This window comes from Jutongia huaianensis, from assembly GCF_014384985.1.
In the GTDB taxonomy this organism is placed as follows: Bacteria; Bacillota; Clostridia; order Lachnospirales; family Lachnospiraceae; genus Jutongia; species Jutongia huaianensis.
Genome location: NZ_JACRSX010000021.1, coordinates 18,280 through 30,516, shown reverse-complemented (window position 1 = coordinate 30,516; position 12,237 = coordinate 18,280). Strand labels below are relative to the sequence as shown.

Sequence of the window (12,237 nt, the reverse complement as noted above, 5' to 3'; positions counted from 1 at the left end):
ACGATTGCGACATTGCATCCGGCCGCCTGATTTTGTACAATGCGTTTAGAAACAAATACAAAGGAGCTATACACAAATGAGTACATTTCCATGGAAATACGAATTATCGGATCATTCCTGCTCTATTTACGCAGGAGATCTCCTAAGCAAATACACAAATGTTTCCGGCACACCTCTGCAGATCGAAGCAGTTACAGACACCACACTGCGAATCCATGCAAGAACCCTGGAATCATTTGCTGTAGAACAGCGTCCTAAGCTTACAGGCACATTGACTGCAGTAAGTCCATCGGATGACCTGCCACAGGAAAAGACAGCCTGTGATGCAGCCTTGCGCACCGCATTCACCGGGACTGCTTCTTCAGATGCATCCCAAAATAACCAGTCCCTCCTCACATTCGCTACAAAAACCTTGCAGATTTCCCTTGACGATGAGCTGCATCTGCAGATCTGCTCTGTGGACGGAACACCTCTCTGCTCAGATTACACCGGAAAACTGCAGGAAGCAGAATCCCTGACCGAGGAGGAGATCGAACAGATGCGTCAGGAGGGACATGTAGTCCATGCCGGGGATGACGCCTGCCGTTTCCAAATCACCAAGTCTCTATACGGAGATGAAGTATTCTACGGGCTTGGAGACAAAACCGGCTTCTTGAACAAAATGGGCTATGACTATACCATGTGGAATACAGACAACCCGGATCCTCATGTGGAAAATCCTACATTTAAAGCTTTGTACAAGTCGATTCCGTTCTTTATTACATTACGCAAAGACTGTGTTTACGGTATCTTTTTTGACAACCACTACAAAACGAGTTTTGATATGGGCTACAGCTCTACAGACTACTACTCCATCGGTGCCGCAGACGGAGAGCTGGACTATTACTTTATCTACGGCGATACCATTGCTGATGTGATCAAAAACTATACTGCCCTTACCGGCCGCTGTCCACTGCCACAGCTTTGGACTTTGGGATATCACCAGTCACGCTGGGGATATTCCTCCCAGCAGGAGGTCCTTGAACTGGCAGAAAACTTTATCAACAACGATCTTCCATGTGATGTGATCCATATGGATATTGATTACATGGATAATTATAAAGTCTTTACCGTAGATAAAAACAAATTTCCGGATCTGTCCGGTCTCAGTAATACCCTGCAGGACAAGGGCATCCGGTTAGTCACCATTATTGACCCCGGCACAAAGGTTGAAAAGGGTTACCATATGTATGATGAAGGTGTCCGTAATCACTACTTTGCCCAGACTCCGGAAGGTGACATCTACGAAAATGTTGTATGGCCGGGAGACTCTGTATTTCCGGATTACACCTCCTCTACTGTACGAAACTGGTGGGGCAGCCAGACAAAATTGCTGGTGGACCAGGGCATCAGCGGCATCTGGAATGATATGAATGAGCCGGCCAGCTTCCGCGGACCACTGCCGGAGAATGTCGTATTTCCCGGAGACGACATTCCACGGCTTCACAAAGAAGTTCATAATGTATATGGTCATCTTATGGCAAAGGCAACCTATGAAGGTCTCAAAGAAACAAGCGGTAAACGTCCATTTGTCATTACAAGAGCCTGCTATAGCGGCTCCCAGAAATATTCCACCGCATGGACCGGCGACAATCAGAGTATATGGACTCATCTGAAAATGTCCATTCCACAGCTATTAAACCTCGGTATGTCCGGTATGCCATTTGTGGGTACCGATATTGGCGGATTTGGCTCCAATACGACACCGGAGCTCCTCTGCCGCTGGATACAGGCAAGCTGTTTCGCCCCGCTTTTCCGCAATCATTGTGCGAAATTCTCCCGCTGTCAGGAGCCATGGCAGTTTGACCGCCAGACTCTCGATATTTATCGTACCTACTTAAAGCTCCGATATCGGTTTATTCCTTATCTGTATGATCTGTTTTATGAAGAATCGCAGACCGGAATGCCAATCATCCGTCCTTTGGTAATGCACTATCAGAATGATCCTGAGGTATATGAATGCAACGACGAATATCTGGTCGGAGACCGTATTCTGGTTGCCCCTGTCACCGATCAGGGAGCCCACGTCAGACCGGTTTATCTCCCGGAGGGAATCTGGGTGGACTACTGGACCAAGGAACGTATTGAAGGCGGAAAGTATATCCTTCGGGATGCCCCTCTGGATATATGTCCAATCTATATCAAGGCAGGCAGCATAATTCCTACCTGGCCGCAGCTTAATCACATTCCGGACGGCGGTGCAAAGGAGTTGATCCTGGAGTACTATACCTCAGATGCTCCTGCGGAATATTGCCATTATCAGGACAACGGCACCGATTTTTCTTATGAAAACGGCGAGTACAATATATATCATTTCCATATTGACAGTGACGGTCACCTGACCACCTCAATGGATCATCAGGGCTATGACCATCTTTATGACGCTGTCCGTTTAAGTGCTCATTAATTCATATATCAGCGCACGATTTTTGCGCATAACGGAGTTTCGAAGAAACTCCTAATATGAGTCCTTCAGGACTCATTATATCATAGAACTGTAGAGATCGGTGCCAGTCAGCTTTAACGGCAAACTATCCCTCCCGGACATGGGTACATTCCTTTTCATCCGGTACAAAGCAAATAGGTAATATCTGCAAAACCAATGATATCGCCTGCCCTGCAAAGTACCGGATGTTCTTTTATCAATCTCTTTTTATTCAGAAAAACTCCATTAGAGGAATTGGTGTCTATCACAAAAACCCGATCCTCTTCTACTTCTATTTTGGCATGATGCCAACTGATCTGGCTCCCCGGCAATACTGCATCACACCCCGGCGCACGTCCTACCGTCAATGCACCTTCCGTCAGAAAAAGCTGCGGCAATGCCTCTGGATACTTTGAGACATTTTTCAGATAGTAATTACACACCTCCTTTCTTTCTAATTCCTGCATTTTTCCCGATTCCCGGCTCTTTAGTGATTTCTGTGACTTTACCGGTTCTTGTGCCTCCGCTGACACCTGCGTTTTTACCAGCTCCTGTACCTCTGCTGATTTCTTCGTCTTTACCGGTTCCTCCGTAAGCCGGCCCCCTATGACATTCTCTCTGTCCCGGTAGCTTTTCAGATAACGCTCCAGCTCTGACAGATAAAAACCCATACCTATCACCTGCTCGTACCATCCATATACAAATTCTCTCCCAAGCTTTTCCTCATGATCCACCACCGTCAAAAGAAACTCACAAAGCCTTTTAATCTGTATTTCCAAAGCCTCTGCCTTTTCGGGGAAATAGCAAAAAGAGAAACTTTGCATTGAAGAATCCCAGTAAATATATTCCGGACATAACAGCAGCTGGTCTGTCTGAAGCAGATATTCCGCGCATATACTACAACTGTGGAATATATCTTTCCACAACCGGTATGCCTCCTTGAAATGTAGTTTTTGATGTGATAAAAATTGGGTAAGCGATATTTTTTCTCCCGTCAAATACCGATATATGCACTGATTATCAATATACTGGATCTGCAACGGAAGAATACCCGCAATCTGATTATTCAAAAGCATTTTAATATCAAAGGAGTCCCCGTGATCTACTGCTCCTTCCACAACCAGAAAACCTTTTTCTTCCCGAAAACGCCCGGAATACCGGTCAATCTCCTCCACGCGATATTTCCTCCTTTCCCTTTATTCTTAACACAGTGTCCGGCTGCACAGATGAAATTATCTGAGTCGTGCTACTTTGAAAACGATTTCCTAAAAATTGCTGCATAACAGGTATTTTCCATACTGCCGATGCAGATATTTTTCCCTTTACATATAGGGAATCCTTTTGAAGCTGAAATCCATCCACCTGTGCAATCCAAAGAGCTTCCTGAAGCTTCTCCCTCCATCGATCTATTTCCTGCTCCCCACATTCCTTCTTCTCCTGTCGAAGCACTACCATCTCCTGCAGCATCCCATCTATGACTACCTGATCATGCAGATAAAAAAGCTGAAACATCCATCCATATAATATGCCAAGAACCACAGGCACAATAAAAGCAGCTTCGACGGTATAACTTCCATCCCACATATATCTATACATAATAACCCCTTCTCTCGTACTTTTCTCATTCCTCATAATTTTTCGAATTTATTATACAAGCTATCATATCCTCCCACTTATAAACACAACACCGTAATATATCCAAGCCACATAAACGGAACCATCGGCATCCTCGTATTTCTCCCTTTACGCCATATCGCCACCAAAAGAACTGCTGCCACAAACGAATATAAAAAACTGTATACAATAAACAATACACCGTTCCACGGCGGCCATGCCATCACCAATATACCGAGCAAAATTCCATCTGCCTTTCCAATCTGCCCTCCGGTTACAATAGCTGCCACATAAAAAAACACTCCTACACCCATCCCAAACAACAAGCCCTGCCACAATACACCCTTTGTCAATAAGCCAGCTATAACGGTATAACAAAGCATTATACCGGTCAAAGGCATCCACACCCTTCGATACATACAGTCCATAACCGCACATATTCCAAGCATAGTCAACAGCCCTATATGAAATACCGAATTCATTTCACTCTCCACCTCCACATTTACTGCAAGGCGATAAATTTCCTGCTTTTGACCGCCTTACTGCTCTTACGTTTCTCTTTAATTTAGAACACTCCTTCCGGATATGATATCTGTCACCATACGATGTGAAATATACCATTGCTGCCGATGGCTGTGCCTCTGCATGACAGCAGCTCTCACAAGGATAATAAATACCTCCCGACTGGTTTCGCTTATTTTCCAGCACATATGGGGTACTTTCCTGAATGCGTATCCTGAGATAAGTGCACTCACGATCCCGATGAAATACCTTTCCATTTTCCGCAATATATACAAAATAGTCAGCCACTTCATCCGAGACCATGCTGCATCCGGAATAATCAGTGACCGCCATCTGCTGATATCGGTGCAAACGGAAAAATCTGGATCCCAAAAACGGAACACTCTCCGAATAACCGGTATAACAGTAATTCGTTCCTTCCTGTTCCTTCCAACGAACCAAAACACCCTGTTCAAGCAGCCCCGCTGCAGATGACATTTTACTTCCGGTCACTGCGTATGTCTGTACGGTATGAAGAAGAGACATCTGCACCTTATTTCCTTTTATCAGCAAAGTAAATAAAACACTTAAAGAGAACAGAACCAGAAACCCCAGAGGTACTGTAAATGCAGCCTCTACCGTATAAGATGCCTGGCACCACTTTTTTCCAAAAAATCTCATATTTTCATCCTTATCACGATTGCCGGGGACTATACAGAGCACTTTCTCTATTGGTATATACTGATTTTTCAATTGACAAGTTTTTACGAAATTGCGTAATGCTCTATTTATTTCTCATTAAAGGGGGAAGCGGCTTCTGCCAAAACATTATGAACTATTATAGGTTTATTCCTAAAAGAAGGTTTGAGAAAGTGCCCTGTACAGCCCCCGGCATATTTTATTTACGAGTATCCATATGTGACAGTAATTTGCCTGCTCAGCATACCTGTCGTACTATTTTTGCTTTTTATTCTATCTTTATAGTTTTTCCCATCAACAAGCCGGTTAAATAAAACCGGCAGATCATATGTCACCACCACCCCGGTCCTGCAAATACAATGATCCAGCGTAAAGGTCTGATTAAACCGCTCCCGCAGATCAAACTGCACTATATCCAACGTCCTCTGATACAATTCATCCCACGACTGCATCATAAGCATCAGCCACAGGTATTGTGTATATCCCAACCCCATCCGTCCATTTCCGTCAATCAGCCTATCCCCTTCTTTTGGAAAGCTTTTCGCTTTTTTCACAAATAATTTCCTAGTTGCCAGACAAATCTGTGCATACTGCATCTGAAAGCTTCCCCGGCTTTTAAAAACCGGCACCCGGCGTCCCTGAAGAAGAGCTGTAATATCGACACATGCCTCTTCCATAGAAAGTACCATCAAAATCCCTTTCTGAATAACCGGAATAAACGCTTCCGCCATCAAAGGTGCAGCCAAAGCGGTTGCTGTTTCCAGACTCTGCGCCTGAAGTGCCGGATCTTTCTCCACATAGAGAAAATTCGTCATTGTCCGGATCAAAAACAGATGATTGATCACCGCACCAAAGGCTTCCTTCTGACTTTTCTTACCGCTGATCAGGTATTCCAGTCCATAGGGTACACTTCCGTTGTGTTCTGATACATAAGATTCCAGTATATTTGTCACATAAATAATAAGCTCACCCTTTTTTCCGGAATCCACTGTCATTTCATCATTCCACATGGAATCCTCCTGCTTCAAAAACTTTTTCAGAATCTTCAAACCGGATTTTCCTGTAGTCCAACTTTGAGTCCCCTTAGGTTTCAGACCTTCCTGCGCATCCTGCATCTCTCCCGTAACCTCCCGCGTGTCAATCTCTCTTTCACATAGGCTCCCTGTATCACAAACCAGAGACAACACGCCATCCTGCAGCAATTTTCTGAGAAATTCCAATGGATTTTCAACCGTTGGCTTCTGTTGTCCCCGCCCGGTATTATTCGGAACTCCTTTATCCACAACGGAATTCTTTGCCTGTTCTGCTTCTTTTGTTTCCTCCAGAGAATCCGTTTTCTCCAAATCCTTCAACAGCTCCTCCTTTTTCCCTTGATTGGTTCCCAAAACCTGTTTGACCAGATCTCCTCCCAGATCCTTTAATCCCTCTGCCGCGATCCACTTCCGCAGTTGTTGCCGAAAATATTTCTCTTCTGTGAGAAAATGGACCTCTTCCAGTTCGGTCCGGATATCATTAATCTGATAAACCGATGCATATCTCCGGGGCAAAATACCCTGTTCCTGCTTATCCGGCCATTCCCGCAAATTTTCCTGCAAAATTTCCTGATAACGATCCAGCCAGTCACTCTCCCCCTTTCCATTAAAACCGCCGCAGCCAAATAAACCATATTCCGTATATAATTCCCGGTTATATTCTCCATATATGGCAATGTCTGCGCCATATGCAGACGACCTTACATAACCACCGGAACTAAAATAACGGGCACTGTCCAATGCAGCTCCGGTCAGCGCAAACAACAGCAGAAAAATAAACGTCATAAATATCGTGATACTTCCATCTTCCTTATATACTGATACCATCATTGATCGTCCCTGCCCCATCATCAATCTGTGAAAATGCGCTGCTGATAATTGATGTAATTTTATCCTTAAAAATTACAATTAGCGCCACAAGAATTACCAGAATCAACACAATCTCCACAACACCTATGCCATCCTCATCCTTCCAAAACTTTCTGATCATATTCATATTTTCTTCCATCCTTTCTTTGTTTTCATATCACATTGCCCGGAATGCTGCCGTCAAAATTATTGCAAACACCACCACGAGCATCAGCATCATCGGAAGCAAAAGCTTTGTTCCCGCTTCTTCTCCCTGCTTTTTTGCAAGCTCCCGCCGAATCCGGACCGCATCCTCAGCTTCCAGCTCCATCCGCCGAAGCAGATCATCGGAACCTTTCTTTAAGTTTTGCACCAATAACGTACTGAATTTCATATACTGCAGCATCGAAATCCGTCTTCCAAATGACGTGTACGCCGCTGCTTCGCTTTTTCCATTTTCCATATCATTCCTCGTCAACAGCATTTCCTCATACAAATAGTTGTATGAGATTTCTCCGGATGCCCTTCGTCTTTCATACTCCCCCGCGATCCTGAGCCAGGTTCCCCGTATGGTCAGACCGGCCCCCAGCAATAAGATAAAACGCTCCACCATTTCCGGATATTCCGTCTGTAACTGCCGGTCTCTTTTCTTTATCCCCTGCTCTGTCTGATAATCCAAAAGAAACGGAATGCAGATACATAACAGCCCTCCTGCAAGAAACACACGACACCAGAAACGTTCTTTCACCTCCCGGTAGAAAAGCTTCCTTCCCGCTGCCTCCCGTGGCAGTTTCAGTACCTTTTGCTGTGCCGACCGTTCTTTTTCCTCTTCCAGCCGGCTTTCCCAATTCTCCCACAGCCTCTGCTCATAACTCTTTTGAACGGGACAGATAAAAAGCTCCAACTCCACCGGTTCCTTCACATCCCCGTATACCATATACGCCGTAATAGATACCTCTGTTTTCTGAGACAGTGTCCTGTTATTTAATGTTCCGTCCCGGTTAATATAACCATCCCCATCCAGCTTCCATTTCACCTTAATAGCACTGTCCTTTATTTCGGACACAAGACACAGTGGCTTCGTCACCTTCTCTGCTGTTTTATTTTCTCCCAGATATTTCTTGATAATATAATTTCTTCCTTCTTCCAATTTCGCCTGCAGCTCCTCCGGACGATATTTTCTCTCCGGCACAACAATCTGTACCTTTTTTTGTACACCTTGTCCCCTTATCTGAAGCTTCGCCTTCTGCTGTCCCTTTCCCGGCTCGCGCCGTTCCAGATAACCGTTTCCCTTTAGATACTGAGAACCTCTCTCTCCACCCCACGCAACGACTGTCAAAAACACAGTACCGATCACGAGAAGAATCCATAAAGTAAACCTCCGGCAATCATCCCTTTCCTCCAGCTCTTTTGGCGATTTTCCCGGCCAAAGCATCTGCAACTGCTTCATCCTGTCCTGAGAAAACGGGATATGAAGTCGCACCCGCCATAAAAGATGCAGTCCAAAGGCCAGAGATCCTATTTTTTGTTCGATTTTTTTGCAAAACAATTTTCCCCTCTGCATCCCCTCCTCCTCTCTATCCTCTATACTAAAAACGAATTCTGCATATCTTCTCGCTGAGCAGATATGCCGCAATATATATTTCCAAAAAGATACTCATCATAATCCGTCCCCATATACCTCCATAAAAGCAATCCAGAAATCCCGGAGAACAGATCCAAAAATAAAATATTATTCCCAAAGGAACCACATTCATAATTTTCCCCTCCATCTGCTTTCCTGCAAACAAAGTACGAATCTCCCTGCTGACCTCTATCTTTTCTGCAATCCGTTCTGCACAGACTCTGGTTATGGATACCAGATCTCCTCCGGATCTGCGAGCTGTCCGAAATACCTCTGCAAAGCTTTTGATATCCTCCACCTTGCTTCTGTCCGCAAGTTCATCCATAACCTGTTCTACAGGGCGATTCATCCGCAGCTGCTCCAGCATAATCTGAAATTCCCAGCACAACAGAGATTCCTGCCCATACAAAACCTTTAGATCCCTTCGACTCTCTTCTATGGCATTTTCTACGGAATAACCGGCGTTTAATGCCGCAGCAATCCCCTGAAGCCCTTCTTTAAATTCCAGATTCAGCTGCCAACGCCTCTCCTCCTCCCATTTGAGTCGTAGACGGCGATATCGCAGATAGAATAATGGTATCCACAAAACTGCCACCCACAACATACTTCTGTAAAACAATATCAGAAGCACAAAAATTTCTGTCCCGGATCGGATCATATCTATCTGCCGCTTACGAAATCTCAACCGTCCTCTCCTTTCCCGCCATAACAAGTTTTCTGCGATTCAATAAAGAATTCCCCGTGGTCATCAGTCTTCCCTCCACCCTCTCTCTGGTGCTGTTCTCTGTCTCCCGGAACTGATAAAGCGGCCGCAAAACAATTTCCCCCTGGTCAATCCCACAAACCTCATCAATTTCCAATACCTTCCGGGACTTGTCCCGGAGTCTTCCCAATTGCACTACAATTTCAATCGCAGAGGCAATCTGGCTGCGGACTGCTGCCAGCGGAATCTCCATTCCGGTGAGTACCAGTGTCTCCATTCTGCGAAGCATATCCGCGGGGCTGTTGGCATGGCCTGTCGAAATACTTCCATCATGTCCGGTATTCATAGCACTCAAAAGCTCAATCACCGCCGCATCACGAATTTCTCCAATAATAATTCGATCCGGCCTCTGACGAAGGGCCGAACGCACCAGATCACGGATCGTCACGGCATTTTTCCCCTCCAGATTAGCATTTCTTGTTTCCAGCCTTACCAGATTGGCAACATTCCGGATCTGAAGCTCTGCGGAATCTTCAATAGTCACGATACGCTCCGTAACCGGAATATAATTGGAAAGGACATTTAAAAAAGTAGTTTTTCCAGAACCTGTCCCTCCACTGATAAAAATATTGTACCTTGCCTCTACCAGTGTCCGCAGAAAATCCGCAGCCTCCTGTGTAATGCTCCCCAGCTCCAACAGCTTGTCCATATGAAAGGGCGTTTCCGGAAATCTCCGGATTGTCATAACCGGTCCGTCTAACGCAACCGGCGGCAGCACCACATTCACTCTGGAGCCATCCAGCAGCCGCACATCCACAATGGGCGAAGCTTCATTTACGACCCGGTTTACCTTTGACACGATCTGCTGGATCACATCCTCCAGCTTGCTGCGACTTTGGAATTTTTTCCCGGAGTCCATCAGCTTCCCATCCTTTTCGATAAAAATATGCTCCGGACCATTGACCATAATCTCTGTAATATCCGGATCTTCCAAAAGCTCCTCCAAAACATCCAGCCTTCGAATGGAATTAAATATTTTCTTGGCAAGCTCCAGCTTTTCTTCGATCGTCAGATATTCAATCTGTCCATATTTTAGGACGCGTAATTCAATTTCATCACGCATTTCCTCATCGGAAAAACTCATCCCCTGCTCCAGTTCAGCCAACAGCTCCTCCTGAATCTTCTGCTGGATTTGTTCCAAATGCTTTTCTCCCATACATATGCTCCTCCCTATACTGCAATATAGCGAATACTTTCCAGCACCTCTTCCAATCCCTCTTTTACCAGAAGCCTTTCCAGACTATTTGCCTGCTTCTCCTCCCACAAGCTCTGTGCTTTCGGAATATATATACGATCACAGCAATACAACAGATATAATGCCGTATCTGTCAAAAAGCCAATATCAAAGATTACCCTCTCATAGCCTGTCTCGCCGGAAATCACGGTCAACAGCCTGTCCACATCCTCCCGGCACAAACTGTAAAGATCTCGGAAATCGGTTACCGGGCGGATATGATCCATTCCATTGCTCTGCTGCACCAGCTGCCGAAGCTTTAACGCCAGCCTCTCATTTTTTTGTTTCAGATAAAAAATAATCTCCGACAGTCCGCGGTCATCTCCGGACAAATCCTTATATTCCTCCCCACCCAAAAGCTCCATACTGATCCGCAAACATCTTTTGCCGGAATCTCCCTGCTCCGGACAGATCTGCTGCATCGTCAGCGGTGCCTGATATGGATGATAGATGCCCCATATCTCCATCCGGCCACACATTTTCCCTGCAATCCCTGACTCCTTCGGAGTGCCTTCCTCCAGAATGGCAAAGATTTCCTTTAAAATATTTTCTGCAGACTGATATTTGAAGATCAGGGGATAGTCTTCCCTGCCCTCTGACACACAGTTTCCCTCCGACAAAATAACCAATTGCTTTACATGGTCCAGATGTTTCAGACCTGTCCGATCCACATCCTGTCCCAAAAGCAGTACATCCGGCTGCCTTTCCTTCAAAAAATCATTCAGACTTTCTGCTTTAGTAAAAAGCCGGCTGGCCAGCAAAAAATTCTTTTTTCCAAAATATTCTGCTAAGGCTTTCATATATCCCTGTGTATCATATAAAGCCACCAATAACTTGTTCAAAAAATCCCCCCTGTCATATTTAACCCTTCATTCCGCCGGATAACCGGCAGAAAAAAACCATATAGTATGCCAGAGCCATTACCGGAGCTAACGGGATCACCATGGATCTGCCGTCCCTCGTCGCATCATAATACGATTTTTTGTGGTCTAAAATCACAAAGTGAAAAAAATAGCGCATTCGATTCACAAAAAGACGATTTATCAACATATAGACAAAAGAAAACAATGCCGCCAGAAGCGCAAACACGATCCCTGTCTGTATCCATAATTTCATCCCATACATTGCACCAACCACCGATAAAAGCTTGATATCCCCGGCTCCCATTCCGTGGACACCATACACCGGCAGTAATACAAGGATTCCTGCCACAATACAGCAGATCCCGGCTCCCATTCCGTAAATCCCCTGTATATACAGACGGCAGACCAACGCCGCCAGCCACCCCGCCAGGATCAGATCATTTGGTATTTGATACTCGCGCAGATCGCTGACAGAGCTAAGGATCCATAATATGGTCATTGCAACAACGTCGATCACATCACCTCCCTTCGCTTTGGTGTCGCCCACTATAACACCCGCACCGGAGGCTGTCAAACGTCAAAAATCTGTGCAAAT

Annotated in this window: 12 protein-coding genes; 1 reads left to right on the top strand and 11 read right to left on the bottom strand. The window is 45.3% G+C overall.

Annotated features, from left to right (window positions below):
- The first annotated feature begins 76 nt into the window (after positions 1 to 76).
- On the top strand, positions 77 to 2,446 hold the full coding sequence (locus tag H8704_RS12415) for a glycoside hydrolase family 31 protein (protein WP_249298466.1): 2,370 nt from the start codon (positions 77 to 79) through the stop codon (positions 2,444 to 2,446).
- A gap of 155 nt (positions 2,447 to 2,601) precedes the next feature.
- Here the strand turns inward: H8704_RS12415 and H8704_RS12410 are convergent, their stop codons facing one another.
- The 11 genes from H8704_RS12410 to H8704_RS12360 all read right to left on the bottom strand — a co-directional run bounded on the left by H8704_RS12410 (position 2,602) and on the right by H8704_RS12360 (position 12,189).
- On the bottom strand, positions 2,602 to 3,639 hold the full coding sequence (locus tag H8704_RS12410) for a DUF6382 domain-containing protein (protein ID WP_249298465.1): 1,038 nt from the start codon (positions 3,637 to 3,639) through the stop codon (positions 2,602 to 2,604).
- Complete coding sequence (locus H8704_RS12405) at positions 3,626 to 4,060, bottom strand: TadE family protein (protein WP_022464027.1); 435 nt, start codon at positions 4,058 to 4,060, stop codon at positions 3,626 to 3,628. Before H8704_RS12405 ends, H8704_RS12410 begins: the two co-directional genes overlap by 14 nt.
- A gap of 77 nt (positions 4,061 to 4,137) precedes the next feature.
- Positions 4,138 to 4,560, bottom strand: a complete 423-nt coding sequence (locus H8704_RS12400) for a hypothetical protein (protein WP_118679357.1) — start codon at positions 4,558 to 4,560, stop codon at positions 4,138 to 4,140.
- Between the two features lies 1 nt (position 4,561).
- Entirely contained in the window at positions 4,562 to 5,260 is a 699-nt protein-coding gene (locus H8704_RS12395; protein WP_249298464.1) for a hypothetical protein, read from the bottom strand.
- Between the two features lie 221 nt (positions 5,261 to 5,481).
- The gene (locus H8704_RS12390; RefSeq protein WP_249298463.1) at positions 5,482 to 7,140 is read right to left on the bottom strand and encodes a DUF5702 domain-containing protein; all 1,659 of its coding nucleotides are present in this window, start codon (positions 7,138 to 7,140) and stop codon (positions 5,482 to 5,484) included.
- A complete protein-coding gene (locus H8704_RS12385) occupies positions 7,121 to 7,306 on the bottom strand; it encodes a Flp1 family type IVb pilin (protein WP_022464023.1) in 186 nt (61 codons plus the stop codon). Before H8704_RS12385 ends, H8704_RS12390 begins: the two co-directional genes overlap by 20 nt.
- Positions 7,307 to 7,336: 30 nt before the next feature.
- Positions 7,337 to 8,722 carry a hypothetical protein gene (locus H8704_RS12380; protein ID WP_249298462.1) on the bottom strand — a complete coding sequence of 462 codons (1,386 nt, stop codon included), beginning with the start codon at positions 8,720 to 8,722 and terminating at the stop codon, positions 7,337 to 7,339.
- Between the two features lie 25 nt (positions 8,723 to 8,747).
- A complete protein-coding gene (locus H8704_RS12375; protein ID WP_249298461.1) occupies positions 8,748 to 9,467 on the bottom strand; it encodes a type II secretion system F family protein in 720 nt (239 codons plus the stop codon).
- Positions 9,454 to 10,629 carry a CpaF family protein gene (locus H8704_RS12370; protein WP_118679385.1) on the bottom strand — a complete coding sequence of 392 codons (1,176 nt, stop codon included), beginning with the start codon at positions 10,627 to 10,629 and terminating at the stop codon, positions 9,454 to 9,456. The genes H8704_RS12375 and H8704_RS12370 overlap by 14 nt, the downstream gene beginning before the upstream one ends.
- 86 nt (positions 10,630 to 10,715) lie before the next feature.
- A complete protein-coding gene (locus H8704_RS12365) occupies positions 10,716 to 11,621 on the bottom strand; it encodes a P-loop NTPase family protein (RefSeq protein WP_249298460.1) in 906 nt (301 codons plus the stop codon).
- Between the two features lie 19 nt (positions 11,622 to 11,640).
- Entirely contained in the window at positions 11,641 to 12,189 is a 549-nt protein-coding gene (locus H8704_RS12360) for an A24 family peptidase (RefSeq protein WP_249298459.1), read from the bottom strand.
- Positions 12,190 to 12,237: the final 48 nt, after the last annotated feature.

Bases quoted from the DNA above. Each gene is read 5' to 3' on its own strand.
- H8704_RS12400 (WP_118679357.1), bottom strand. From the start codon at position 4,560: ATGAATTCGGTATTTCATATAGGGCTGTTGACTATGCTTGGAATATGT.
- H8704_RS12405 (WP_022464027.1), bottom strand. From the start codon at position 4,060: ATGTATAGATATATGTGGGATGGAAGTTATACCGTCGAAGCTGCTTTT.
- H8704_RS12380 (WP_249298462.1), bottom strand. From the start codon at position 8,722: ATGCAGAGGGGAAAATTGTTTTGCAAAAAAATCGAACAAAAAATAGGA.
- H8704_RS12370 (WP_118679385.1), bottom strand. From the start codon at position 10,629: ATGAGTTTTTCCGATGAGGAAATGCGTGATGAAATTGAATTACGCGTC.
- H8704_RS12390 (WP_249298463.1), bottom strand. From the start codon at position 7,140: ATGATGGTATCAGTATATAAGGAAGATGGAAGTATCACGATATTTATG.
- H8704_RS12395 (WP_249298464.1), bottom strand. From the start codon at position 5,260: ATGAGATTTTTTGGAAAAAAGTGGTGCCAGGCATCTTATACGGTAGAG.
- H8704_RS12385 (WP_022464023.1), bottom strand. From the start codon at position 7,306: ATGAATATGATCAGAAAGTTTTGGAAGGATGAGGATGGCATAGGTGTT.
- H8704_RS12415 (WP_249298466.1), top strand. From the start codon at position 77: ATGAGTACATTTCCATGGAAATACGAATTATCGGATCATTCCTGCTCT.